Raw genomic sequence first — 24,436 nt, 5'->3', positions numbered from 1 at the left:
TTTCGACAGATGGCTAGCGCGCGTCGACGGCGTGGTGCCACACCCGTTCGAGGGCATCCGCCGACCGCGCCCACGTCCAGCAGGCCTCGACATGCGCCCGCGCGGCGCCGGCCAGACGCATGCGCAAGTCAGCGTCGCCGAGCAGCTGCACCACGGCGTCCGCCATCGCCGCCGCGTCGTCGGCGGCGCGCAAATGAACGCCGTCGCGCGCATCGATGGCCGCGGCCGATGGCGAGGTCGCGACGACCGGCGTCCCGGCCGCCATCGCTTCGAGCAGTTTGAGCTGCTGGCCCGAACCCGCGCGCAGCGGAACCGCGGCCACGGCGGCGCTGTGCAGGTGCGGCAGCACGTCCGGCACGGCGCCGACGAGCTCGACCCCGGCGCATTCGCGTGCCAGCCGCGCCAAGGCTGCAGCGGGACGGGCGCCGACCAGCTGCAGCGTCGCCTCCGGCACGCGCGCGCGCACCGCCGGCAGCACCTGTGTCGCGAACCACACGGCTGCGTCGACGTTCGGGAAATAACCGAGATTGCCGACGAACACGATCCGCGCGGCGCGCCGTTCCGGCGCACGGAATGCGAACGCCTGCGGATCGACGCCGTTGCCGACGAGGTGCAGGTTCGCCGGCGCGCCGATGGCCGCGCGGTCGGCGACGCTGCAGACCGTCGCGGCCCGCGCCTGCGCGCAGACGACGCGCTCGAAGCGCGCGAGGCGGGCGGCCTCGAGCCGCGCGGCGTGACGCAGCGGACTGCGGTCGTACGTCGCGCGCCGCAGCATGTTGAGCGACAGTGCGTCGACCAGATCGACCACGCAGGGCAGCGGCGCGAGACGTCGGACGAGACCGCCGAGGCGCGCGAGCTGGACATGGGCGAGGTCGAACCGCGACGTCGCGCACAGGCGCGGCAGATCGACCGTGCGCGGCACGCCGTCGTGCAGCGCCACCTGCAGCGGCCGTCCGCCGAACAGCGCCGCCGCGCCGCGCGCCAGCATGCCCGGCAGGCCGCGCGGCGCGAGCAGCACGCCTTCGCAGTGCGGGCGCAGTGCCGCGAGCGCGGTCGCGTCGGGTGCGGCGCGGTCGAAACACAGCAGCGTGATCGCATGCCGCCGCGACAGATGCCGGATGTGCTCGAACGCCCGCAGCTGGTCGCCGCGCGTGAGCGCGCCGGGCAATCGATTGGTGGCGAACAGCACGCGCATGGCCGCGCGAGTCTGACCGCAGGCCCGTGCGCTGTCGACTACACTCGCGCCCCATCGTGAAGATCCTCTGCGTCGCCACCAAACTGCCCTGGCCACCGGACGACGGCGGGCGCCTGGCGCTGTGGCTGACGTTGCAGGGACTTGCCGCGGCGGGTCACCGCGTGCGGCTGATCGCGCCGGTGCATGCGCCGCCGGACGCGGCAGATCTCGCCACCTTGCGCAGCGTCTGCGAACCGCAGCCGGTGCACGTGCCGCAACGCAGCTGGGCGCGCGCCGCGGCAGGCGCGCTGCGGCAGCGCACCTCGCTCACGGTCGCAAGGCACCGCCACGCACGGGTGAGCGCGGCGGTCGAAGCCGCACTGCGCGACGATCGGCCGGACGTGGTGCATGCCGAGCAGTTGCAGGCGCTGGCACATTGCGACGCTGCGCATGCCGCCGGCGTGCCGGTGGTGCTGCGCATGCAGAACGTGGAGTCGGACCTGTGGGCACAGGTCGGACGCGCGCGATGGCGCTTCGCGCCGCTGCGGTTCGAGGCGGCGCGCCTGCGTCGCGACGAGGCACGCGCGCTGGCCGCATGCGCCTGCACGGTGGCGCTCACGCAGCGCGATGCGCATGCGCTGCGTGCGCTGGCACCGGGCGCGCGCATCGTCGCCATTCCCCCGCCGTTTCCCGCCACGCTCGATGCAGGCGCACCCCGGCCCGGCGCGCCCGCGCTCGCCGTCGCCGGCAGCGCCGGCTGGTGGCCGAACAGGCAGGGCACGCGCTGGTGCGTGCAGCACGTCGCACCGCTGCTGCATGCGGCGGTGTCCGACGCGCGCCTGCACGTGTTCGGCGGTACGCTGGTCGCCGCTCGTGGCGTCGTGTGGCATCGCGCCCCGGCCGACGCGCGTACCGCATTTCCGGCCGGCGCGATCGCGCTCGTGCCGCTGCACATCGGCTCGGGCATCCGCATGCGGATCCTCGAAGCGTTTGCCCGGGGGTTGCCGGTGATCGCCACGTCGACGGCGGCAGCCGGGCTCCAGGTCGTTTCGGGGCGGGAGCTGCTGATCGCCGATACGCCGGAAGCCACGGTCGCGGCCGTCGGATTGCTTGCCGGCGATCCTTCGCTCGGTACGGCGCTGGTGGGCAATGGCAGCGACTACTTGCGGCGGATGCACGACAGCGCCGTGCTCACGGCGGAACTTGTCGCTGTCTACCGCGCGGCGGCCGAGCGCGCGTAGTGGGGGAGCCTGCTGCCGAGAGCCGCCCCCTTCCGCCTGCCGGCACCTTCCCCCGCAAGCGGGAGAAGGGAGATTCCAGCCAGCGCCCCTGTTGCGGGAGGGATCACGTCGACCAGCCCCCGGTTGCGGTGCAGGAACACGTCGACCGACGCCCGGGCAGGCAGACAACCGATGGGCGATCCGGTCCAGCAACGAAGGAATCCTTCTCCCGCTTGCGGGGGAAGGTGCCGGCAGGCGGAAGGGGGCAAGCGCCGCGGAAACCGATCACCCTCCGTCGTCGCCCCACCCTCACATCAGCCGGCGCGCGCCTCCCGCTGCGCCAGCGCGAGATCGCTCGCCACCATCTCGCGCACGAGTGCATCGAATCCGGTGCGTGGCGTCCAGCCGAGCACGTGGCGCGCCTTGCCGGCATCGCCGCACAGGGCGGGTACGTCGATCGGGCGCACGTGGCGCGGATCCAGCCGCACCACCGTCTGGCCGGAACGGATGCCGCTGCCCGACGGCACGATGTCGGCCACGGCACGCTCGTCGGCGCCCTCGCCTTCCCAGCGCAGGCCAAGATCCAGCGCCGCGGCGGCGGCCACCACGAATTCGCGCACCGAGTGCCGCTTGCCGGTGGCGATCACGTAGTCGTCGGGCTGCGGCTGCTGCAGCATCAGCCACTGCGCCTCGACGTAGTCGCGCGCGTGGCCCCAGTCGCGTTCCGCGTCGAGATTGCCGAGCTCCAGCACGTCCTGCAGGCCCAGGTGCATGCGGGCCAACGCGCGCGTGATCTTGCGCGACACGAAACTCTCGCCGCGCCGCGGCGATTCGTGATTGAACAGGATGCCGCAGCACGCGAACACACCGTACGCCTCGCGGTAGTTGCGCGCGATCCAGTGCGCGGCGAGCTTGGCCACGCCGTACGGTGAGCGCGGTTCGAAGGGCGTCGATTCGGTCTGCGGGGACGTCGCCGCCGTGCCGAACATTTCCGAGGTCGACGCCTGGTAGAAGCGCGTCGTGCCGCCGAGCCCGAGTGTGCGCACCGCTTCGAGCAACCGCAGCGTACCGAGCGCGTTGCAGTCCATCGTGTAGCCGGGCAGCTCGAACGACACGCCGACATGGCTTTGCGCGGCGAGGTTGTAGATCTCGTCCGGCCGCACCTGCTGCACCAGGCGCTGCAGGGTCGGCGCATCGGTGAGGTCGCCGTGGTGCAGCGTCAGTGCGGTTCCGGTCAGATGCCCGAGCCGCGCGCGATTGAGCGAGGACGCGTGCCGGGTCACACCATGCACCGCGTACCCCTTCTGCAACAGCAGCTCGGCCAGGTACGAACCGTCCTGGCCGGTGATGCCGGTGACAAGCGCGGTGCGGCTCACGCGGCGTGCGCCTGCGCGAAGCGGACAACGGAGGCGGCAGGCATCGCCGCCGTGGCGCACGCGATCATGGCAACCCGGTTAAGATGCGACGGGGAATTTTCGACGATTGCAGAGCGCGCCGCCGCTGTCAACGCGCGCCGCGGCGGGTTCATCCGGAACGGCGGCAGCGCATGCGTATCACCGTCATCGGCGGCAGCGGATTCATCGGCACGCGTCTTGTCCGCGCGCTGCGGGACGCCGGCCACGAGGTGCGTATCTTCGACAAGGCGCCCAGCCTCGCGCATCCGGAGTTGCTACGGCACGGCGACGTGCGCGACGCCGCCGCCGTGGCAGCCGCGCTCGCACACTGCGACTGCGCGATCGATCTGGCCGCCGAACACCGCGACGATGTGCGGCCGTGCTCGCTGTACGCGCAGGTCAACGTCGGCGGCGCGCGCAACATCGCGGCGGCGGCCGCGCTGCACGGCGTGCCGCGCATCGTGTTCGCGAGTTCGGCCGCGGTCTACGGGCCGGGCCGCTCGCGCCCGGACGAATCCGCGCCGCCGCGGCCCGCGTCCGACTACGGGCGCAGCAAGGCCGATGCCGAGGCGGTGTACGCAGCGTGGGCCGCGCAGGACTCCGCGCGCTCGTTGCTCGTGCTGCGGCCGGCGGTGGTCTTCGGCGAGGGCAACCGCGGCAACGTCTTCACCCTCATCGACCATCTGCGGCGGCGGCGCTTCGTGCTGCCCGGGCGCGGCGACAACCGGAAGTCGATGGGTTATGTCGGCAACCTCGTCGCATTCGTCGCCGGCAGGCTCGACCTGGCTGCGGGCGTGCACACGGTCAATTACGCCGATCCGCCCGACCTTCGCACCGCGGACATGGTCGAGGCGATTCGCCTGCAGCTGTCGCTGCCGCCGCCGCCGCGCGTGCCGCTGCCGGTCGCGCTGGCCGGCGCGGCGCTGCTCGACGCGATCGCCGGCGTGCGCGGGCGCCCGTCCGCGCTGTCACGCGCGCGCGTCCGGCGCTTCTGCGCCGAGACCACGCTGGCCACCGAGGCGCTGCAGCGTCTCGGCTTCCGCGCACCGGTGCCGTTCGACGAGGCCCTGGCGCGCACCATCGCGAGCCTGCTGCCCGATGCGCGCTGAGCCCGGGCACGGTGCGCCGCCGCCCGCACGGGCGTGGCGCCTGTTGCCGCTGCTCGACAATCTCGCATCGGGCTACGCCTACCTCGGCTTCGCGGCGCTGGTCACGCTGGTGCTGGTGCCGATCTACGTGCATGCGCTCGGCCCGGTCGCGTGGGGCACGGTGGCGTGGTGCCTCACGCTGCAGGGCGTGCTGTTCGCACTCGATGCCGCGCTCGCGCCGCTGCTGCTGCGCGATGCGGCGCGCGCCGCCGCGGCAGGTCGGTTGCATCTGGCCGAACGGCGCTTCCTGCGCGTGTACGGCGCGGCGGCGCTCGCGATCTTCGTCGCGGGACAGTGGGCGCTGTCGTGGCTGGATCCGCTGCCCGGCGGCGCGACGACCGCGCTGCGTCTGGCGCTGGTGCAGTTCCTGTTCCAGTTCGCCAACAACGCCGCGATCGGCGTGTGGCACGCGCTGCGGCGACAACGCTTCGCCAACCTGCGCCTGGCCGGATTCGCGCTGCTCAAGCACGCGCTCGCGTTGCTGCTGGTGTTGCACTGGCAGGCGACGGCGGTGGCGTATTTCCTGCCGTTCGCGGCGGTGAGCGCGGTCGAGTTCGCGCTGAACCGGCGGCGCCGGCGTCGGGAACCCGCACCGGCATCCGAACCGCACGCGGTCGACGCCGACCACGACGGCTGGCGCGGGGTCGCCGGCGTCGCGACGGTGACGGCGCTCGCCATCGCCGGGGCGCAGATCGATCGCATCGTGCTCGCGCGGCAGCTGGCGGCCGACGACTACGGCCTGTACTTCCTGCTCGGCAGCGTGCTGCTCGCGGTGCTGCACCTGCAGATGCCGTTGCAGCGCACCTTCCTGCCGCGCATCGCGATCGCCGCCGATCCGCACCGCGCGGCCTGGACGATGCTGTTGGCGACCACGCTGCTGCTCGCGCTGCCGTGCATCGCCGCGGTGCCGTGGGCCGAAGCGCTGCTGCGGATCTGGCTGCGCGATGCGGGCCTCGCCGCCGCGGGCGCGCCGACGCTGCAGCTCATGCTGTCGGCCGCCGCGCTGTTCGCGCTGTCCGGTCCGGCTGGCGCCCTGCTGCTCGCGCAGCGTCGCTACCGCGCGCTCGCGGCGATCCAGGGCTGCACGTTCATCGCGCAACTGCTGGTGCTGCTGACGCTGGCGCCGCGCTGGGGTGCCGCCGCGGGTGGGCTGGCATGGCTGGTCGGCGGTGCGGTGCAGCTGGCGGCCGGTGGCGTCATCCTGCGGCGCGCGGCGGTGCGGTCGGATTCATCGACCGTGCGATAGCGTCGGACATCGACCGACCGCCGGAGCGCACCTGGGCACGCCAACGCAAGCATCGACATCGCCCAGGCGCGCTCCGGCCATCGTCCGCATCGGTTGCGCCGGATGGGCCATCGGCGCGCGGCATCGCGCGCTGTTCGGCGCGGGCGACAGCGTGCTGACACGGTATGCGACGCTCTTCGACTGCGTCGAGGTCAATTCCTCGTTCTATCGCAGCCACCGCCGCGACACCTATGCGCGCTGGGCGCGGAGTGTCCCGGACACGTTCCGCTTCAGCGTGAAACTGCCGCGTGCGATCACGCACGAGGCCGGGCTGCGCGGCTGCGGCGCCGCCCTCGATCGCTTCTTCGACGAAACCGCCGGCCTCGGCACGCGACTGGGTTGCGTGCTGGTGCAACTGCCACCGAGCCGCGCATTCGATGCGCGCGTGGCGGCCACCTTCCTTGCGATGCTGCGTCGCCGCCACGCCGGCGCGGTGGCGCTGGAGCCGCGGCACGCGAGCTGGTTCCAGCCGGCGGCGGACGCGCTGCTGCGCCGGCACCGCATCGCGCGGGTCGCGGCCGATCCGGCACCGGTGGCGGCCGCCGGCCAGCCCGGCGGCCATGCCGCGCCACGCTACTGGCGCTGGCACGGCACCCCGCGGGTGTACTACAGCGCCTACGACGATGCGACGCTGGCCCGGTTCGCCGCCGCCGTGTCCGCCGAACCGCGGCGGACGCACTGGTGCATCTTCGACAACACCGCGCACGGCCACGCGATCGCCGATGCCCTGCGGTTGCGCGAACTGCTGTCGCGGCACGCCCGCGGCGACTGAGACCTGCGCGCACCGGCTTGCGTGCAGGCCGTCGCGCGGCTTACAATCCCGGGTCTTTGTGCGTCCGTCCCCGAGGTTGTTGTCATGAAAGTCCTGAATTCCCTCAAGTCGGCCAAGACCCGTCACCGCGACTGCAAGGTCGTGCGCCGCCGGGGCAAGGTCTTCGTGATCTGCAAGAGCAACCCGCGTTTCAAGGCGCGCCAGCGCTGAAACACGGTGCGGCCGCAGGGCCGCGCCGGCCGGGTTGATCGGCCAGGGTTCGACATCGACAGGGCTGCGAAAGCGGCCCTGTCTGTTTTTGCGGGTGCGGTGCGTGCGGCAGCGGGCCCCCTCCCGCCTGCCGGCACCCTCCCCCGCTGCGCGGGAGAGGGACTCGATCGGAGACGTTGTCCGGTAGACCCGTACCCTCCCGCCTCCTTGCTCCGCGACACATGTGTCACACCGCTTCGCGTGACCTCGCAACCATTCGCCGCAAACGGCTGGTTCTGCGGCATAATGCCGGCGTTTCCACGACCTGTTCGGGAGCTTCCGCATGCACCGTACCTCACGCCTCGCCCTGGCCGCGACGCTGCTCGCGACGTCTTCCTTCGCATTCGCGCAACGCGAGGTGGAAGGCGATACGCTGCTGGTGGACCGCGTCGAACAGGCCCGCAGCCTCGACATGCCGGCGCGCGGCATCAGCATGCAGCAGGTCGAATCGCGCTGGGGCGCACCGATGCAGCGCCTGGATCCGCGCGGTGGCCAGAAGCCGCAGTGGCCGGTGATCAACCGCTGGGTCTACCCCGAGTTCACGGTCTATTTCGAGCACTCGCACGTCGTCGACGTGGTGGCGCGCAAGGCCAGCGCCACCGAGATCGCGCCCAAGCCGGTGCGCTGATTCGATGACGGCGTGGCGTTTTCCCGCGGAGTGGGAATCCCAGTCCGCGGTGCTGCTGGCGTGGCCGCACGCAGGCACGGATTGGGCCGAGCGGCTCGGCCAGGTCGAGGCCACCTACGTGGCGCTGGTGTCGGCCATCGCCCGCTTCGAGTCCGCCATCGTGTGCGTGGCGGATGCGTCCGTGCACCTGCGCGCGCGCGCGCAACTCGAGCGCGCCGGCGTGCCGGCCGGACGCGTGCGGTTCGTCGAGATCGAGTACGACGACACCTGGCTGCGCGATTCCGGCCCGATCACCCTGGTCGACGATGCCGGCGCGTTCCGCCTGCTCGATTTCCGCTTCACCGGTTGGGGCGGCAAGTACGCCGCCTCGCGCGACGACGCGCTGGTCGAAGGCCTCACGGCGCGCGGCGTGTTCCGCAACGGCTCGCCCGAGGCGATCGATTTCGCGCTGGAAGGCGGCGGCATCGAGACCGACGGTGCCGGCACGCTGCTGACGACGTGGCGCTGCCTCAGCGAGCGCCACCCCGGCCTGGCGCGGGCGGAGATCGAAGTGGTGCTGATGCGCTCGCTGCGCCAGGGCCGCGTGCTGTGGCTCGATCACGGCTATCTCGAAGGCGACGACACCGACGCCCACATCGACACGCTCGCGCGCTTTGCCGGCCCCGATGCCATCGTGTTCCAGGCCTGCGACGATCCGGCCGACCCGCACTTCGCCGAGCTGGGCGCGATGGCCGACGACATTGCCGCACTGCGCACCCGCGACGGCGCGCCGTACCGCCTGTTCCCGCTGCCGTGGGCGCAGCCGATCGTCGACGACGGACGCCGCCTCGCGGCCTCGTACGCGAACTTCCTGATCGTCGACGGCGCGGTGCTGATGCCGGCATACGGCGATGCGGCCGATGCCGGCGCGGCCGTCGTGCTGGCGCAGGCCTTTCCCGATCGCGAGATCGTGTCGGTGCCGTGCCGCGCCTTGATCTGGCAGAACGGCAGCCTGCACTGCGTGACGATGCAGCTGCCGCGCGGCGTGGTCTGAGGGTTGGGCTGTCGTCGCGCAACAATGCCCGCAACGCACGGCTCCGAACCGCAGGCAGGCCCGAACATTGCGTGCGCGGACGTGTTCCCTCGCCGCAACTAGGCATTCCTCGCGCCCGCGCACGACTGTCGCGAAACGCTCGGTTCTCCGACGCCGTCCGGAAAAGTTCGATCCACACCGTCGTCCCGGCGAAAGCCGGGACGACGGCTGGGGGAAGACCGCGATGTCGAGTCCGTCACCGCCCCGATGCGAGGAAGCTTCACGGCACGGCGCCCGCTTGCGATCGATCGGATATCCGCCCCGACAAGCGATCCGATGTCGCCCCGGAGGGAGATCTGCGCACGGTGATGCTGCTCTTCTCTCCGCGCCATGCAGCGTTGGATTCGCTTGCAAAAGGCAATCGTTGTCGCGCGATTGCGGCACGCGCGCCGGCAAGGTTGCGGTAAATTGGTTGTTTCCGGCCCGACCGGCCGCATTTGGCTGCGAAGCAGCCCGGCCAACAGCTCCCCGAATCAATCCGACGGACCCATGACCAAGACCCCTACGCCCCGCACCCTGCGCGTCGCGCTGATCCAGGACGCCGACCAGGGCAGCGTCGACGCCAACCTCGCCCGCATCGAACAACGCGTCGGCGACGCCGCAGCGCAGGGCGCACAACTCGTTCTGCTGCAGGAGCTGCACAACGGCGCGTACTTCTGCCAGCACGAATCCGTGGACGAATTCGACCGCGCCGAGCCCATCCCCGGCCCGAGCACCGAACGCCTCGGCGCACTCGCGAAGAAGCACGGCATCGTCATCGTCGGCTCGCTGTTCGAGCGGCGCGCGGCCGGGCTGTACCACAACACCGCGGTGGTGCTGGAGCGCGACGGGCGTCTCGTCGGCAAGTACCGCAAGATGCACATCCCGGACGATCCGGGCTTCTACGAGAAGTTCTATTTCACCCCGGGCGATCTGGGCTTCGAGCCGATCGACACGTCGGTCGGCCGCCTCGGCGTGCTGGTGTGCTGGGACCAGTGGTACCCCGAAGCCGCACGCCTGATGGCGCTGGCCGGCGCCGAACTGCTGCTGTATCCGACCGCCATCGGCTGGGACATCGACGACAGCGAGGACGAACGCAGCCGCCAGCGCCAGGCCTGGATCCTCAGCCACCGCGGCCATGCCGTCGCGAACGGCGTGCCGGTGCTCAGCTGCAACCGCATCGGACACGAGGATTCGCCGCTCGGAACCTCCGGCATCCGTTTCTGGGGATCGAGTCATGTGCTCGGACCGCAGGGCGAATATCTGTGCGAGGCGAACACCGAGAACGCCGAGGTGCTGGTCTGCGATGTCGATCTGCAGCGCAGCGAACACGTGCGCCGCATCTGGCCGTTCCTGCGCGACCGGCGCATCGACGCCTACGGCGACCTGCTGCGGCGGTACCGCGATTGAACGCCGCGACCGATGTGGCACCGCACGATCCGCTCGCCGGCCAGCCGATCGTCGAGGTCGAACGCGACGGCGTGTCCTACACCCTGCTCGGCACCGCGCACGTGTCGCGCGCGAGCGTGGAGGCGGCCGAGGCGCTGATCGCGACCCGCACTTTCGACGCGGTGGCCGTGGAACTGTGCGAGGGCCGCTACAACGCGATGAACAATCCCGCCGCGCTCGCGCAGCTCGATCTGTTCCGCGTGATCAGGGAAAACAAGATCGGGCTTGTCACCGCCAACCTCGCGCTGTCGGCCTACCAGCGGCGTCTGGCCGAGCAGCTGGGCGTGGAACCCGGCGCCGAGATGCGCGCCTCGATGGTGGCCGCCGAGGCGCGCGGACTGCCGGTGTGGCGCATCGACCGCGATGTCGGCAAGACGCTGCACCGCACGTATGCGGCCGTCGGCTTCTGGCGCAAGCTCACCCTGATGAGCGGGCTGGCCGCGAGCCTGATCGTCGACGACAAGGTCGAGGAAGACGAGATCGAGAAACTCAAGGAAGGCGACATGCTCGAAAGCGCCTTCCACGAGTTCGCCAAACGCGACGACGTGATCTACAACGCGCTGATCGACGAACGCGACCGCTACATGGCCGCCGCGCTGCGCCAGCACGCAAGCCCGGGCCAGCGCGTGCTCGCGGTGGTCGGCGCCGGCCACCTGCAGGGCCTGGCAAAGTATCTGACGCAGGCGCAGACCGACCCGGCCGGCACGCGCAGCGAACTGGAAACCCTGCCGCCGCCGAAACACTGGGGCAAGTGGCTCGGCGCGCTGTTCATCGCGATCGTGCTCGGCGGTTTCGCGTATGGCTTCGCGCAGGGTGCCGACATCGGCACGGATCTCGTCGTCACGTGGATCCTCGCCACCGGCCTGCTCGGCGCGCTTGGCTGCACCGTCGCCGGCGGGCACCCGCTCAGCATCCTCACCGCGTTCGCGGTGTCGCCGCTGACGCCGCTGCATCCGGCGCTGGGCTCGGGCACGCTCAGCGCACTGGTGGAAGCGTGGGTGCGACGGCCGACCGTGGCCGATTTCGAGCGCCTGCGCGACGACGCCACCTCGCTGCGCGGCTGGTGGAAGAACCGCGTCACGCGCACCCTGCTCAACTTCTTCCTGACCAGCGTCGGCACGGCGATCGGCGTGTGGCTCGCCGGCTGGGGCATGCTCACGCGCCTGTTCTGAGGTCGTGTCCGGCGCGGCGGTCGCCCGGCATCCCCCCGCGCGGGGGGGGCCGCGTCGCTTGGCGGCACCGCCGCCGCGCGCTACGCTTGATCGTTGGGGCCCGGCCCGGGGGACGACGTGACGGCGGTACTGCTGGCGGAAGGTTCGGCCAACCGGCGGCTTGCGCTGACCACGCTGCTGGAGCGGCGCGGCTGCGGGGTGCTCGCGCCGGACGGCATGGCCGGCTGCCTGGATCTGCTGCGCGCCGCGGGCACGCGCATCGACGCCGTGGTGCTCGGTCTCACCGACGCCGCCGACACGCACACCGAAGAATTGCTCGCCCTGCTCCACCGCGAGGGGCGCGACGACCTGCCGGTCCTGCTGCTCAGCGACGCGAACGATGCCCTGCAACGCTGGCGCAGCGCACGCCCGCGCCGCGCGCTGATGCTGTGCTCGGACTACAGCGAATGCGACGAGGCGCTCGACCGCATGCTTCGCCCGCCGCCGCGCGCGGCCAACGATGCGGTCGAGGTCGACACCTCGGCGCTGCGCATCCTGCTGATCGACGACTCGGCCACCGTCCGCGCCGCCTTCGTGCGCCTGCTGCGCCAGCACGGCTACCAGGTCGACACCGCGTCCAACGTCGAGGAAGGCTTCGCCAAGGCCACCGCGCAACCGCTCGACATCGCCATCGTCGACTACTTCATGCCCGGCCAGAACGGCACCGCGCTGATCGCCGCGCTGCGCCGCGATCCGCGCACCCAGCACGTGCTCAGCGCGATGATCACCGGCACCTACGCCGACGAGGTGATCGTCGAATCGCTCGCCAGCGGCGCGGTGGAATGCCTGTTCAAGAGCGAAGCCAAGGGGCTGTTCCTCGCGCGCCTGGCCTCGCTCGCACGGACGGTGCGCGACCGCAAGGCGATCGACGCGGAACGCCGTCGCCTCGAAGGCATCCTCGCCGCCGTCGGCGACGGCGTGTTCGGCGTAGACGTCAACGGCATCATCCAGTTCGTCAATCCGGCCGCGCTCGAGCTGCTGGGGTATCCCGACGCAGCCGCGCTCATCGGGCGCGACGCCGCCGAAGCGGTGCATCCGGGCCAGATCGCGCAATCGCGCGCCTCGCCTGAACTGTCGTTCCTCAGCCAGTGCTATCTGCACGGCAATCAGGTACCGCACTGGCAGTCGGTGTTCTGGACCTCCGCGCGCGAGCCGATTCCGGTGGAGGGCACGGTGTATCCGCTGCGCGTGGACGGCGAGCGCCGGGGATCGGTGGTGGCGTTCCGTGATGTCTCGGCGCAGCGCAAGCTGGAGGAGCAGCTGCGCTGGCAGGCCGAACACGACAGCCTCACCAAGCTGCCCAACCGCGGCTGGTTCGAGGCGCAGCTGGAGATCGAGATCCAGCGCCTGCGCAGCCTGCAGACCGAATCGGTGTCGGCGCTGCTGTTCATCGACCTGGACCGCTTCAAGTACATCAACGACACCGCCGGCCACAGCGCCGGCGACCAGCTGCTGATCGAAGTCAGTCGGCGCCTGCGTTCGCGCATGCGCGCGTCCGACCACCTCGCGCGCATGGGCGGTGACGAATACGCCATCGTGCTGCGCGACGTGCCGCGCGAGCAGATCGAGTCCCTGGCCGAATCGATCCGCACCGCGCTGACCGACGTGCCGTTCGTGCATGCCGGCAAGACGTACCGCATCACGATTTCCATCGGCGTCACCGCGCTCGACCGCCGCACCGCCTCGCTCACCGAGGCGATGGCGCAGGCGGACGTGGCCTGTCATCAGTCGAAGAACGACGGCCGCAACCGCTGCCACGTGTACACGCACGAAAGCGGCAGCCTCGCCACGATGGAAGCGGACCTGGGCTGGTCGGCTCGGCTGGAGAAAGCGCTCAGGCACGACCGCTTCGAGCTGATGTTCCAGCCCATCGTGCCGCTGCGCGGGCTCGAGAACGAAAGCCTGGACGCCACGCCCGCCAATCTCTGGCGCCGCCAGTTCGCGCGCAATCCGTCCGAACCGCTGCTGTTCGAGGTGCTGGTGCGGCTGCGCAACGGCCGCGGCGAGCTGATCCTGCCGAACGCCTTCCTGCCGTCGGCCGAACGCTTCGGCATGATGGAGGAGATCGACCGCTGGGTGATCGACCACGCGATGAAGGCGCTGCGCGAGGTCCGCCACCACCATCGTCCGTTCGCGCTGACGATGAATCTTTCCTCGCAGAGCCTTGCCAGCGATTCGCTGGTGGACTTCATCGCCGAACGCATCGTGCGCTACGAGGTGGATCCGGGCGCGCTGATCTTCGAGGTGACCGAGTCGCGCACGATCGAGGACATCGTCGGCACGCGCGCCTTGCTGCGTCGCCTCCGGCTGCTCGGCTGCCGCATCGCGATCGACGATTTCGGCACCGGCTTCTCCACGTTCGCGTACCTGCGCCAGCTCGATGCGGACTATCTGAAGATCGACGGCTCCATCATCCAGGGACTGCCACACGATACGCTCGATCGCTCGGTGGTCGCCGCGCTCACGTCCATCGCCGAGAGCACCGGCAAACGCACCATCGCCGAGTGGGCCGAGAGCAGCGAGACGCTCGCGGCGCTGTACGAATGCGGCGTGGACTACGCGCAGGGCTTCGTGCTCGGCATTCCGCGGCTGGACCTGCTGGAACCGCTCGAATACGTCACCGGCGTGCAGCCGGCCGTCGGCGTCGACGCCACCGCTTCCAGGAGCCCGGGTATCATCGCGCGGTGAGCGATTTTCTCTGGTTCGACCTCGAAACCTACGGCCGCGACCCGCGCCGCACCCGCATCGCGCAATTCGCCGCGATCCGCACCGATGCTGCGCTCAACGTCATCGAGGAACCGATCTCGTTCTACTGCCGCCCCGCGGACGATCTGCTGCCGTCGCCCGAAGCCGCACTGCTGACCGGCATCGTGCCGCAGGACGCTCTGCGCGACGGTCTGCCCGAAGCGGAGTTCGCCTCCGCGATGCACGCACACCTCGCGCGCCCCGGCACCTGCGCCGTGGGCTACAACTCGCTGCGCTTCGACGACGAGTTCGTGCGCTTCACGCTGTACCGCAACTTCTTCGACCCCTACGAGCGCGAGTGGCGCGGCGGCAACTCGCGCTGGGATCTGCTCGACCTGATGCGTCTTGCGTGGGCGCTGCGGCCACAGGGCATGGAATGGCCGCTGCGGCCGGACGGCATGCCGAGCTTCCGCCTCGAAGACCTCGCCAGCGCCAACGGGTTAACGCATGTGCGCGCGCACGAGGCGTTGTCGGACGTGGAGGCGTTGATCGGCCTTGCGCGGAAGCTGCGCGGCGCGCAGCCGAAGCTGTTCGACTACTACTTCGCGCTGCGCGACAAGCGCCGCGCCGCGGGCCTGCTCGACTACATTGCAAAGACGCCGGTGCTGCACGTCTCGGGCAAATACCCCGCGTCGCGCGGCTGCGGCGCGCTGGTGCTGCCGCTCGCGCCGCATCCGCACATCGGCAACCGCATCATCGTCGCCGATCTCGATCCCGACCCGACGCCGCTGCTCACGCTCTCGCCCGAAGACATCGCCGACCGGCTCTACACGCCCGCCGCCGACCTGCCCGAGGGCGAACAACGCATCGCGCTCAAGGAAGTGCACCTCAACCGCTGCCCGGCACTGGTCGAACTGCGCCATCTGGACGCAACACAACGCGCACGCTTCGGCATCGACCTCGAACGCGCCGAACGCCACGCCGCGCTGCTGCGCGCTTCCGATACGCTCGTCGACACCGTGCGCGCGGTCTACGGGCGGCCGCGCAGCGCCGGGCAGACCGATCCGGACCAGGCGCTGTACGACGGTTTCGCCAGCGATGCCGACCGCGCACGCTTCGTGCAGGTGCGCCGCGCCGGCCCGCGCGCACCGGTCGCGGGGTTCGGATTCCAGGATGCGAAGTTCGAGGAGCTTGCGTTCCGCTACCGCGCGCGCAACTGGCCCGAATCGCTCGATGCGGACGACGCCGAACGCTGGTCCGAGTACCGGCATCGACGCCTGGACAGCGACATCGGCCTGTCCGAATACAGCTTCGAGAGCTATTTTGCCGAAATCGCCGCGCTGCGCATCGCGCGCGGCGACGAGCCCGACACCCACGCCCGCCTCGACGCACTCGATGCCTGGGGCCGCCGCCTGCAGGCGCTTGCATGACGTACTTCACCGACGCCACGTTCAAATTCTTCCGCGATCTGTCGCGCAACAATTCGCGCGAGTGGTTCCATGCCAACAAGCCGCGCTTCGAGCGCGACGTGCGCGATCCGGCGCTGGCACTGATCGGCGATCTTTCCGCACCGCTGGCCGCGATCAGCCCGCATTTCCGCGCCGACACGAGAACCGTCGGCGGGTCGCTGTTCCGCATCCAGCGCGACACGCGCTTTGCCAACGACAAGACGCCGTACAAGACCTGGCTCGGCCTGCGCCTGTTCCACGAACGCGGGCGCCAGACCACGGCGCCCGTGTTCTATCTGCACCTGCAGCCCGGCAACAGTTTTCTCGGCGCCGGCGTGTGGCATCCCGAACCCGATGCGCTCAAGCGCATCCGCGAGTTCCTCGTCTCCAATCCGTCGGCATGGCGCGCCGCGTCGGCGGCGCCGGCCTTCCGGCGGCGTTTCGAGCTCGACGGCGACACGCTGCAGCGCCCACCGCGCGGTTACGACGCGACGCATCCGCTGATCGAGGACATCAAGCGCAAGGATTTTGTCGCCTCGCGGGCGCTGGACGATGCGACGGTGCTGGGTGCGAGGTTGCGGCAGGTGGTCATCGACGATCTGCGTCGGCTGGGGCCGTTCAACGATTATCTTTGCGCGGCGTTGGGGCTGGAGTTCTGAGGCGGCGCGCCGGGGTCGAGTCGAGAGCGACCCCCTCCCGCCTTCGGCACCCTCCCCCGCTGCGCGGGAGAGGGAAGGGCTTGGGGAACGCGATTGGGAGTCCCGATCGCCACGGTTTCCATCGCAGCATCCCTTCTCCCGCGCAGCGGGGGAAGGCGCCGACAGGCGGAAGGGGGTCGACTGCCTGGCCGCGTCCCCGACGCAGGAACTCCACCTCACGCGCAACCGTCGCTCAAAGATGGTCGTCCGGCAGAACTGTCCGCCCCGTCACGCCCCGCCATCCATGCCACGCGCCGCGCAGCACGAACCGGGCACGCGCCGGATCCGCACGCGCCAGCCACGCAGCGCGCAGCATTTTTTTCAGTGCGATGGCGGACGCCGAAAACATCCGTCCGTGTCTGCGCGCCAGCGCGATCTCGTTGCGCGCGCGGTAGTACTGCACCACGTCGGCCACCGCGCTCCGCCCGGCGTCGCTGCCGCCGCCTTCGTGCCATACGCGTGCTCCCGGCACCAGATAACTCGGCACCCCGTGCGCGCGCAGCGTGTAGCAGTAGTCGATTTCCTCGCAGTGCAGGAACCAGCTTTCGTCAAGCCAGCCGTGCCGCTGCACGAGATCGAGCGGCAGCAGCAATGTGCTGCCCGCCACTGCGCCGACACGCATCGGTGCGCGGTGGCGCCACGTCGCGTCGAACACGACGTCCGCGTCGCGCAGGAACGGGGTCGGTCTGCCGTGCGGATCCAGATACTTCGCGGGAAAGTCGAACAGCGTCGCATCATCGTCGCGGCGTGACAACGGCATGCCGCCATAGATCGCGCTGCCATGCTGCGCGAATGCAGCGACGAGCGCAGCCAGCGCGTCGGGCTCGACGATTGCGTCGCTGTTCACCAGCCAGAGCGCGTCCGCACCCCACCCGCGCGCCTGCTCCAGCGCCAGCCGATGCCCGCCCGCGAAACCGAGGTTGCTGCCGGCGCACAGCACCGTGACATCGGGATGTGCCTTGCCGATCGCCGCCACGCTGTCGTCGCGCGACGCGTTGTCGACGACGACGATGCGATGACGACGGTAGCTCGAAGCCTGCAGTGCGGCGACGCAGGCCAGGGTACGCTGCGGCGTGTTCCAGTTGACGATCGATGCGACGACGAACGGCCGCGCCGCCGGCGACATCACTCCGGGCCCGCCGCGACCGCATCGCGTGCCAGCACCACTTCGATCTCCACGCCGGTGCCATCACGCAGCGTCGCATCGACTTCGAGCAGGTCGAAGGTGCGGCGCGTGCCGTCGCGTGCCTCGAGGGTAATGCTGCCGGCGCCGTTGACGAGGATGCGGCTGGTCTGGCGGCCCTCGTAGTTGCGCAGCACGACGACGCGGTTGTCGTCGCTGTCGGCCTGCGCGATCGCGAGTCCGAGCACTTGCGGCGGCAGCACGACGGTGCGCAGATGCCGGGCGGCGTCCTGTAGATCGTCGGCGTCGGATCCGATGCGCTCCAACCGGTCCAGCAGCGCCGCATGTTGCGCGCGCAGGGCATCGCGGCGTGCCCCGGATGCGGAGTCGCCGCCCATCGTGTTCCACAGCAGCGCGGTGCAGCTGCCCACCAGCAGCATTGCACCGACCAGCAGCGCCACGAGCACGCCGGCAATCACTACACCGACGGAAATTTTCGATCCCTTGCGCATGGCTGCCTCCACGAAGGTGCAAGCATCGTGCGCCTGCGGTGCCGGCAGCAAGTCCCGCAATGCGCGCCCGCTCGTCGTCATCGCCGCGATGCAGCCGGTACGCGCCGCCGGATGACCGGCTTCCGCCGGGAGGCCGCGCTGGCGCTGGAATCGATGCCGACATGCGCCGAGGCCAGGCCGAACGCCTTGCGCGTTGCAGCAAGCCTTCCGCGGCGCACTTGACTATGCTCTCCGTACGCCAGCGTAGGGAGAGGGGACGCCGGCCGTCCGGATGCCGCGCGCCGAAGGGAGTTCGCCCGCGTGTCGTCCGTTGCATAGGGAGTCCAATCGATGCGCAAGATTCTCGCCGGCCTCGCGCTGGCCGCGGTTCCGTTGCTCGCGAATGCCAATACCGGCGTCGCGTTCGTGCACGGCACGAGCAAGCACACCAACGCCACCGACGATTACTGGGGCGCGGACATGATCAATTCCGTGCGCCAGGGGTTGCCGAACCAGGCCAACTACACGGTGATCAACTGCGATTTCGAACAGTACATGTGGGATTCGCGCGCGGCCGGCTGTCTTGCCGGGCAGCTGTCGAGTTTCATCAGCGCGCGCGGCATCACCGATCTGGTGGTGATCACGCATTCGAACGGCGGCAACGTCATGCGCTGGATCATGAGCAACCCGACGTACGACAGCCGCTATCCGAACATCATCTCGAAAATCCGCTGGGTCAACGCGCTGGCCGCGTCGTCCAAGGGCACGCCGCTCGCCGACGCGGTGATGGCCGGGAACGTATTCGAATCCGCGCTCGGCTGGCTGCTCGGCTACAAGAACGACGCCGTGCGCATGCAGCAGGTGAGCTGGATGGCGCAGTACAACGCCAACAATCTCTACGGCACGGCCGGGCGTCCGGCATTGCCGCGCGGGTTCTGGAATGTGGTGGGCCGCGACGTGGAGTCGGCGATCTGGGACGGCGACAGCTACTGCGGCGGCTACACCCAGCAGGTGGGCCTGGAAATCACGCAGGCGTGGCTGTCGAGCTGTTCGGACGGGTTTCTCGACTGCAGCAGTCAGAACGGTGCCGGCACGCTGTGGTTCTACGACACCGACCGCACCAACGGCGACGAGCCGCTCAGCCACAACCAGAGCCGCAAGAAGTGTTTCGGCCTGGACGTGATCCTTCGCAACGATGTCTGAGCCGGAGCCGACCAACATGACACGCAACAAGGCAATCCTCACCCTCGCCGTGGCCACCTCGCTGTTCGCGGGCTCGCTGCACGCCGCCGACACGCGCCTGCTGCCGGCCGCCACCGGCGACCTGGTGCCGACGCGGCTGGTCGCGGAAAAATCCGCGCTCGCCGCCGACATCGAACGCGCGCCGGTGGACTTCGCGTGGGCGCTCGATCCGGCGCAATCGCTGCATGCCACGGCGCCGTATGTCGCCACGAGCCGCGAGTTCTGGACCACCATCGACGGCGCCGCGCTGCAGAAGGGCTACGCGTTCCAGACCACCGCGCCGGGCGCACTGGTGCGCATCAGCCCGGCCGGCGGCAGCAAGAACGCCGCGCTCGCCACGCGCGACCTCAGCGTGCGCATCGATGGCCGCGCGCTCGATCCGGACACCGCGTTCGTGCACAGCGCCGATGCCGAGCAGCTGAAGGCGGCCGGCGCAAACTTCGGCGACGGCACGCTCGTTTTCCAGCTTGCGCATGCGGCGGGCGCGGGCCGCGTCGAGCTCGCGGCGAAGGCCGCGAGCGGCCGTTACCTGATGCACGTGTTCGAGCCCGACAGCGCGGTAGCGCTCACCCTCGGCGCGGACCGCGATCGCGCGCTCGCCGGCGACACGGTGCGGCTCAGCGCGCAGTTCGAGGGCGCCAAAGGCACGCTCGTGCCGCAGAGCATCGGCGGCGTGGTGACCTCGCCGGACGGCCGCAGCATCGACGTGGCATTCGCGCGCGGCAAGGACGGCCGCTACCACGCGGACGTGGCGTTGCCGCAGGATGCCGGCAGCGGTCTTGCGCTGTGGGAAGTGCACACCTTTGCGGTGGCCAAGGACGGCGGCGCCCTCGTCGCGCGCGATGCGAAAACGAGCTTCGCGGTGTCGCGGCCCACGGCACGCCTCGGCAACGAGGCGTCGGTGGCCGCGAAAGACAGCGGCGTGTCGGTGACGCTGCCGGTGGAAGCGGCCAGTGCCGGCCGTTTCGAAGTGCGCGGCGTGCTGTACGGCTCGGCGAAGGACGGCTCGCTGCATCCGTTCGCGATCGCCCACGCGGCGCGCTGGCTGGATCCCGGGCACGGCAGCATCACGCTGACGTTCGGCGCGGACGTGATGCCCGCCGGCCTCGGCGCACCGTACGAACTGCGCGACCTGAGCCTCAACGACCAGGCACGCCTGGGCCAGCTCGAGACGCGCGCACGCGCGCTGCGCATCGAGCGCTGACGGCACCCGCTGCGGCCCGGTCGCGACCGGGCCGCAGCGCACCGCACCGGCACGTGCGGGCCAAGACGACGCGGCGGACCCATCGGCGAACGGCCGGTCCGCGCCGTATCATTGGACATGCCCGCACCCGCCCCCGCGCTGCCGTACTGGCGGCTCTCCTCGTTCTACTTCTGGTACTACGCCGCACTCGGCGCCTTCACGCCCTACTTCGCCCGCTGGCTCGATGCGCTGGGGCTCGGCGCCACGCTGATCAGCGCGGTGTTCGCGCTGTGGTACGGCACGCGCATGCTGGCGCCGCCGTTATGGGGCGAGGCCAGCACGCGCTCGACGCATCCGCTGCGCTGGCTGCGCGCCGGCGCCGTCCTCACCGTGCTGTGCTTCGCCGGGTTCCTGTTCACCACGCAGGCGTGGCCCATCCTCGCGGTGATGCTGGGCTTTGCGTTCTTCTGCAACGCGATCATGCCGCAGTACGAGGCCCTGACGCTCAACACGCTCGGCGCGCGGCGCGGCGAGTACAGCCGCATCCGGGTATGGGGTTCGATCGGTTTCATCGTGGTCGTGGCCGCCTACGGTTTCGCGATCGATCGCATCGGCGCGCGTTGGCTGCCGGCGATGATGCTGCCGCTGCTCGTCGGGATCGCGGTCAGCACCCTGCTCGCTCCCGCGACGCCACCGCACGCCGACGACATACCGAAGGCCGGCCTGTTCGCCGCGCTGCGTCGCGTGCAGGTGCGGCGCCTGCTGCTGATCGCGTTGCTGGTCCAGGTCGGCTTCGGCCCGTACTACGTCTTCTACACCCTGCATCTCGGCGCCCACGGTCACAGCACCGGCGCGATCGGGATACTGTGGGGGCTGGGTGTCGTCGTCGAGATCGGCGTGTTCCTGCTGGCGCCACGCGTGCTCGCACGGTACGGCGCCCTGGTGCCGATGCTGGCATGCATCGGCGCGAGCTGCGTGCGCTGGGCGGTGATCGGCACGTGGCCGCAGTCGCTGCCGGCGATGGCGGCGATGCAGGTGCTGCACGGGCTGAGCTTCGCGCTGTTCCACGCCTGCACGATGCAGCTGATCGGCGAAGAATTCCGCGGCCGCAGCGCCGGCCAGGGCCAAGGGCTGCTCTACGGGCTCGGCAGCGGCCTCGGCGGCGTGGTCGGCACGCTCGGCGCCGGTGTCGCGTGGAATCTGGGTGCCGGACTCGCGGCGTTCGCTTTCGGTGCGTTGGCCTGCCTGGTCGCCCTGCCGGTTGCATTGCAGTTGCATGGGTCGCAACGGAGCGCGCGCCCCGTCGCTGCGCTCGAGCCGATGCCCGATCCCTAGCACGCACGTTTCCCGCAATGGCAGAATCGCCTCCACCCGGCGATCGCGCGAGGTTGCACCGCCATGCTCAAGGTACTGTTCCATCGGCTGTTCGGCAGTGACGACACGTCGACCGGGAGCGGACCCACGATCACCGTCGTCGAGGGGTTCCCACCGGAACGTCTGGTGATTCCGCACGACGACCACCACGGCAAACTCGTCGGCCACAGCGCCGACGGCAACGGGTTCTTCATCACCACGCCTTACGTGGCGGACCCCGACCCGGCAAAGGCGCGCGAGTTCGTCGCGCTCTACAGATTCGCCCCGGACGGCGACCTGATCGACGCGCAGATCGACGCCATCGGCAGTCGCCTGGAGATCCTGGGCGCGGCACGCGCCGGCGCACTGCCCGGCAATGCGGCCGGCCCAAACCCGGCGTCGCAGGCTGTAATCGACCGCCATCTCGCCGCGCTCGGCCCGGTGCGCCTCGAGGACATCGTCGCGAAGCCGTTCGCGATCGAACGCCATGGCCTGCAATTCGGCCTGATCCCCGAGTCGGCCGACGACTACGCCGACTTCGACGACGACGAGGAGATCGAACTGTCGTCGGTGATCCTGATGCCCGGCAACTACATGGCATTCACCCCGCCGTGGACGGGCGACTACGACACCTGATTCCCCCGTGCCCCGAGCACGCGTGGCACGGGCGCGACGCCAACATCGCCGATGCACGAAACGAAAAAGGCCACCGCGAGGTGGCCTTCGTGCATCGAGATGGTGGGCGGTATAGGGATCGAACCTATGACCCTTGCCGTGTGAAGGCAATGCTCTACCGCTGAGCTAACCGCCCGGTCGGGCCGCGCATTATGACGTGCTCGCAAGGGCCGGTCAACGCTCCTGCGATCACGATCGTCGCCGGGTACGGTCCACGGTTGTCCCGGACCAGACGCGGACGCACAATCGTCGCGTGTCCGGGGCGGGCGCGTCCAATTTCCCTGGAGGGAACCATGTCGTATCTCAGCCGCTGGGTGATCCGGTGCGTGGCGATCGCCGCCATTGCGGCCGGCGGACAGGCGCACGCGCTCAGCTACACCATGCCCACCGACCAGTCGCTGCTGGAGCAGTCGCAGGGCGTGGCGCTGGTCGAGGTCGGCGCAGCCTCCGCGTCGCCGGAGCGCGGCGAGACGCGCTACCGCGTCCGCATCGTGCGCGAGCTCGCCGGCAAGATTCTCGGGCGCGAGCAGACGCTGGTGTTGCCCGGGTACTGGACCAAGGACGGCGGACTGCGTTACGCGGGGGTCCCGTCCCTGCCTGTCGACCAGCGCATGTTGCTGTTCTACATGCAGCGCGGAGACGGCGATCTGCAGGCGACGCAGCTGACGCTCGGAATGTTTTTCCCCGTGCCGGACAAACACGGCGACGTCTACCGACGCGTGCTCGACGACAGCACCGATCTGGGGCGCGGAAAGAACGCCCGCTTCGCACTGCCGCGCGCGGCGGACGCGTTCGAACACTGGATCGTGCGGCGCGCGGCCGGGGTCGCGGCGCCGGAGAACTATCTGCGCGCAGACGCGACGGACGCCGCGAAATTCAACCTCATCCGGATCAATTTCAACAACCCGAACTTTCCCATCGGCAACGGCCGCTGGGCCCAGTTCGAACAGGGCACGACGATGCGCTGGTACGCCCCCGCAGGCGGCCAGCAGAACATGGTGCGCAACGAATTCGAACAGTTGGCCGCAGGTCTTGCCGGCTGGGTGGACGATCCGGGCAGCCTGGTCCTCATGAGCTACGCCGGCACCGGCAGCAGCACCGAGGCGCGCGACGCCAACGTCTCGTGGAACGACCCGCAGAACGTGATCCCGGGCGACTACGACTGCAGCCCCGGCGGCGGCGGCATCCTCGGCGCGGGCGGCTCGTCGGCCACCTCGCAGCAGCACACGTACAACGGCGTCCAGTGGTACGGACTGCTCCGCGGCACGCTCGTCACGCAGCCAAGCGCCGGCTGCTTCTTCGACGACGACGATGGCCGCAGCGGGATCGAATTCTTCGTGCACGAAGTCGGGCATACGCTCGGCTTCGCCCATTCGTGCGGCAGCGACGTGCCAACCTCCTGCGGCTCGAACCCCACCGCGGATGCGGCCACCATGCGGGCGTCGCTGCACGCGGACGGTCGAGGCGCAACGCTCGCAGCCGACGATGTCGCGGCCGTGCGGTTCGTGTACGAAGATGCATCTGCGCCTGTGCCGATGGCCGACCTGTCGCTCGGGATGACTGCGACCCCGTCGCCGGTGCCGCGCGGCGGCATGCTGACGTTCACGATCACGGTGGAAAACGATGGCCCGGACCAGGCGACGGCACTGCAGATGGTTCAGACGTTGCCTGCCGGCGTGACGGTCCTGAATGCGAGCGGATCGGGCTGGACCTGCGCGACCGGCGGCGCGACGGTGAGCTGCACCCGTGGCGTGCTGAACTCCGGCACCACGTCCGCCATCGTCGTGACGGTGAACGTGCCGATCGACTACACCGGCGCAGGCGCGCTCGCCAGCCAGGCCAGCATCGACAGCGAAATCGACGATCCGCAGGGCGGCAACAACAGCGACAGCGTGTCCGTGCCGGTCGATTTCATCGTCGATCGCATCTTCGGCAACAGTTTCGAATAGGGCGATCG

Annotated in this window: 21 protein-coding genes and 1 tRNA gene; 17 read left to right on the top strand and 5 right to left on the bottom strand. The window is 70.2% G+C overall.

What is annotated here, in order from left to right:
* Positions 1-13 precede the first annotated feature (13 nt).
* Positions 14-1,195, bottom strand: a complete 1,182-nt coding sequence (locus HNQ52_RS09895; RefSeq protein WP_183960971.1) for a glycosyltransferase family 4 protein — start codon at positions 1,193-1,195, stop codon at positions 14-16.
* 56 nt (positions 1,196-1,251) lie between these two features.
* On the opposite strand from HNQ52_RS09895, the gene HNQ52_RS09890 reads away from it, so the two are divergent.
* Positions 1,252-2,415: a glycosyltransferase gene (locus HNQ52_RS09890; RefSeq protein ID WP_183960970.1), complete on the top strand. Its 1,164-nt coding sequence runs from the start codon at positions 1,252-1,254 to the stop codon at positions 2,413-2,415.
* Between the two features lie 293 nt (positions 2,416-2,708).
* Here HNQ52_RS09890 and gmd read toward each other — a convergent pair whose 3' ends face one another.
* Entirely contained in the window at positions 2,709-3,770 is a 1,062-nt protein-coding gene (gene gmd / locus HNQ52_RS09885) for a GDP-mannose 4,6-dehydratase (protein ID WP_183960969.1), read from the bottom strand.
* A 170-nt stretch (positions 3,771-3,940) separates the two neighbouring features.
* Between gmd and HNQ52_RS09880 the strand changes: the two genes are divergently transcribed.
* The 11 genes from HNQ52_RS09880 to HNQ52_RS09830 all read left to right on the top strand — a co-directional run bounded on the left by HNQ52_RS09880 (position 3,941) and on the right by HNQ52_RS09830 (position 16,373).
* The gene (locus tag HNQ52_RS09880) at positions 3,941-4,897 is read left to right on the top strand and encodes an NAD-dependent epimerase/dehydratase family protein (RefSeq protein ID WP_183960968.1); all 957 of its coding nucleotides are present in this window, start codon (positions 3,941-3,943) and stop codon (positions 4,895-4,897) included.
* Positions 4,887-6,182, top strand: a complete 1,296-nt coding sequence (locus HNQ52_RS09875) for a lipopolysaccharide biosynthesis protein (protein ID WP_183960967.1) — start codon at positions 4,887-4,889, stop codon at positions 6,180-6,182. The genes HNQ52_RS09880 and HNQ52_RS09875 overlap by 11 nt, the downstream gene beginning before the upstream one ends.
* Positions 6,183-6,213: 31 nt before the next feature.
* Positions 6,214-6,993, top strand: a complete 780-nt coding sequence (locus tag HNQ52_RS09870) for a DUF72 domain-containing protein (RefSeq protein ID WP_183961184.1) — start codon at positions 6,214-6,216, stop codon at positions 6,991-6,993.
* 84 nt (positions 6,994-7,077) lie between these two features.
* Positions 7,078-7,203 carry a type B 50S ribosomal protein L36 gene (gene ykgO, locus HNQ52_RS09865; RefSeq protein WP_091238229.1) on the top strand — a complete coding sequence of 42 codons (126 nt, stop codon included), beginning with the start codon at positions 7,078-7,080 and terminating at the stop codon, positions 7,201-7,203.
* A gap of 322 nt (positions 7,204-7,525) precedes the next feature.
* Positions 7,526-7,870, top strand: a complete 345-nt coding sequence (locus HNQ52_RS09860) for a hypothetical protein (protein WP_183960966.1) — start codon at positions 7,526-7,528, stop codon at positions 7,868-7,870.
* 4 nt (positions 7,871-7,874) lie between these two features.
* Positions 7,875-8,903, top strand: coding sequence for an agmatine deiminase family protein (locus tag HNQ52_RS09855; RefSeq protein ID WP_183960965.1), 1,029 nt, complete (start codon positions 7,875-7,877; stop codon positions 8,901-8,903).
* Between the two features lie 528 nt (positions 8,904-9,431).
* Entirely contained in the window at positions 9,432-10,331 is a 900-nt protein-coding gene (locus HNQ52_RS09850) for a carbon-nitrogen hydrolase (RefSeq protein ID WP_183960964.1), read from the top strand.
* Positions 10,328-11,542 (top strand): TraB/GumN family protein, encoded by a 1,215-nt coding sequence (locus tag HNQ52_RS09845; RefSeq protein WP_183960963.1) that lies wholly within the window; start codon positions 10,328-10,330, stop codon positions 11,540-11,542. Before HNQ52_RS09850 ends, HNQ52_RS09845 begins: the two co-directional genes overlap by 4 nt.
* A gap of 117 nt (positions 11,543-11,659) precedes the next feature.
* Positions 11,660-14,269, top strand: a complete 2,610-nt coding sequence (locus HNQ52_RS09840; RefSeq protein ID WP_183960962.1) for an EAL domain-containing protein — start codon at positions 11,660-11,662, stop codon at positions 14,267-14,269.
* Positions 14,266-15,696 (top strand): exodeoxyribonuclease I, encoded by a 1,431-nt coding sequence (sbcB, locus tag HNQ52_RS09835; RefSeq protein WP_183961195.1) that lies wholly within the window; start codon positions 14,266-14,268, stop codon positions 15,694-15,696. The genes HNQ52_RS09840 and sbcB overlap by 4 nt, the downstream gene beginning before the upstream one ends.
* On the top strand, positions 15,693-16,373 hold the full coding sequence (locus HNQ52_RS09830) for a DUF2461 domain-containing protein (protein WP_183960961.1): 681 nt from the start codon (positions 15,693-15,695) through the stop codon (positions 16,371-16,373). The genes sbcB and HNQ52_RS09830 overlap by 4 nt, the downstream gene beginning before the upstream one ends.
* A gap of 232 nt (positions 16,374-16,605) precedes the next feature.
* Here the strand turns inward: HNQ52_RS09830 and HNQ52_RS09825 are convergent, their stop codons facing one another.
* Both HNQ52_RS09825 and HNQ52_RS09820 read right to left on the bottom strand, forming a co-directional pair.
* Positions 16,606-17,538 (bottom strand): glycosyltransferase family 2 protein, encoded by a 933-nt coding sequence (locus HNQ52_RS09825; RefSeq protein ID WP_183960960.1) that lies wholly within the window; start codon positions 17,536-17,538, stop codon positions 16,606-16,608.
* Entirely contained in the window at positions 17,538-18,047 is a 510-nt protein-coding gene (locus HNQ52_RS09820; RefSeq protein ID WP_183960959.1) for a hypothetical protein, read from the bottom strand. The genes HNQ52_RS09825 and HNQ52_RS09820 overlap by 1 nt, the downstream gene beginning before the upstream one ends.
* A gap of 330 nt (positions 18,048-18,377) precedes the next feature.
* On the opposite strand from HNQ52_RS09820, the gene HNQ52_RS09815 reads away from it, so the two are divergent.
* From HNQ52_RS09815 to HNQ52_RS09800, 4 genes are all read left to right on the top strand, one after another.
* On the top strand, positions 18,378-19,229 hold the full coding sequence (locus tag HNQ52_RS09815; RefSeq protein WP_183960958.1) for a hypothetical protein: 852 nt from the start codon (positions 18,378-18,380) through the stop codon (positions 19,227-19,229).
* 16 nt (positions 19,230-19,245) lie between these two features.
* Positions 19,246-20,472 (top strand): DUF4785 domain-containing protein, encoded by a 1,227-nt coding sequence (locus tag HNQ52_RS09810; protein WP_183960957.1) that lies wholly within the window; start codon positions 19,246-19,248, stop codon positions 20,470-20,472.
* 117 nt (positions 20,473-20,589) lie between these two features.
* A complete protein-coding gene (locus HNQ52_RS09805; RefSeq protein WP_183960956.1) occupies positions 20,590-21,786 on the top strand; it encodes an MFS transporter in 1,197 nt (398 codons plus the stop codon).
* Positions 21,787-21,849: 63 nt separating this feature from the next.
* Positions 21,850-22,440 (top strand): hypothetical protein, encoded by a 591-nt coding sequence (locus HNQ52_RS09800; protein ID WP_183960955.1) that lies wholly within the window; start codon positions 21,850-21,852, stop codon positions 22,438-22,440.
* A gap of 100 nt (positions 22,441-22,540) precedes the next feature.
* Here the strand turns inward: HNQ52_RS09800 and HNQ52_RS09795 are convergent.
* Positions 22,541-22,615: transfer RNA gene (locus HNQ52_RS09795), tRNA-Val, on the bottom strand.
* A gap of 157 nt (positions 22,616-22,772) precedes the next feature.
* Between HNQ52_RS09795 and HNQ52_RS09790 the strand changes: the two genes are divergently transcribed.
* The gene (locus tag HNQ52_RS09790) at positions 22,773-24,428 is read left to right on the top strand and encodes a DUF11 domain-containing protein (protein ID WP_183960954.1); all 1,656 of its coding nucleotides are present in this window, start codon (positions 22,773-22,775) and stop codon (positions 24,426-24,428) included.
* Positions 24,429-24,436 lie beyond the last annotated feature (8 nt).

It is taken from the genome of Chiayiivirga flava, assembly GCF_014202825.1.
In the GTDB taxonomy this organism is placed as follows: domain Bacteria; phylum Pseudomonadota; class Gammaproteobacteria; order Xanthomonadales; family Xanthomonadaceae; genus Chiayiivirga; species Chiayiivirga flava.
Note: the sequence above shows the minus strand (reverse complement) of the source record. Positions and strands in the feature narration are given on the sequence as shown.

What these genes read in the sequence shown, in the direction of transcription:
- HNQ52_RS09895 (WP_183960971.1), bottom strand. Translation starts at nt 1,195, where the DNA reads ATGCGCGTGCTGTTCGCCACCAATCGATTGCCCGGCGCGCTCACGCGC.
- HNQ52_RS09880 (WP_183960968.1), top strand. Translation starts at nt 3,941, where the DNA reads ATGCGTATCACCGTCATCGGCGGCAGCGGATTCATCGGCACGCGTCTT.
- HNQ52_RS09875 (WP_183960967.1), top strand. Translation starts at nt 4,887, where the DNA reads ATGCGCGCTGAGCCCGGGCACGGTGCGCCGCCGCCCGCACGGGCGTGG.
- ykgO (WP_091238229.1), top strand. Translation starts at nt 7,078, where the DNA reads ATGAAAGTCCTGAATTCCCTCAAGTCGGCCAAGACCCGTCACCGCGAC.
- HNQ52_RS09860 (WP_183960966.1), top strand. Translation starts at nt 7,526, where the DNA reads ATGCACCGTACCTCACGCCTCGCCCTGGCCGCGACGCTGCTCGCGACG.
- HNQ52_RS09855 (WP_183960965.1), top strand. Translation starts at nt 7,875, where the DNA reads ATGACGGCGTGGCGTTTTCCCGCGGAGTGGGAATCCCAGTCCGCGGTG.
- HNQ52_RS09850 (WP_183960964.1), top strand. Translation starts at nt 9,432, where the DNA reads ATGACCAAGACCCCTACGCCCCGCACCCTGCGCGTCGCGCTGATCCAG.
- HNQ52_RS09830 (WP_183960961.1), top strand. Translation starts at nt 15,693, where the DNA reads ATGACGTACTTCACCGACGCCACGTTCAAATTCTTCCGCGATCTGTCG.
- HNQ52_RS09825 (WP_183960960.1), bottom strand. Translation starts at nt 17,538, where the DNA reads ATGTCGCCGGCGGCGCGGCCGTTCGTCGTCGCATCGATCGTCAACTGG.
- HNQ52_RS09820 (WP_183960959.1), bottom strand. Translation starts at nt 18,047, where the DNA reads ATGCGCAAGGGATCGAAAATTTCCGTCGGTGTAGTGATTGCCGGCGTG.
- HNQ52_RS09815 (WP_183960958.1), top strand. Translation starts at nt 18,378, where the DNA reads ATGCGCAAGATTCTCGCCGGCCTCGCGCTGGCCGCGGTTCCGTTGCTC.
- HNQ52_RS09810 (WP_183960957.1), top strand. Translation starts at nt 19,246, where the DNA reads ATGACACGCAACAAGGCAATCCTCACCCTCGCCGTGGCCACCTCGCTG.
- HNQ52_RS09805 (WP_183960956.1), top strand. Translation starts at nt 20,590, where the DNA reads ATGCCCGCACCCGCCCCCGCGCTGCCGTACTGGCGGCTCTCCTCGTTC.
- HNQ52_RS09800 (WP_183960955.1), top strand. Translation starts at nt 21,850, where the DNA reads ATGCTCAAGGTACTGTTCCATCGGCTGTTCGGCAGTGACGACACGTCG.
- HNQ52_RS09790 (WP_183960954.1), top strand. Translation starts at nt 22,773, where the DNA reads ATGTCGTATCTCAGCCGCTGGGTGATCCGGTGCGTGGCGATCGCCGCC.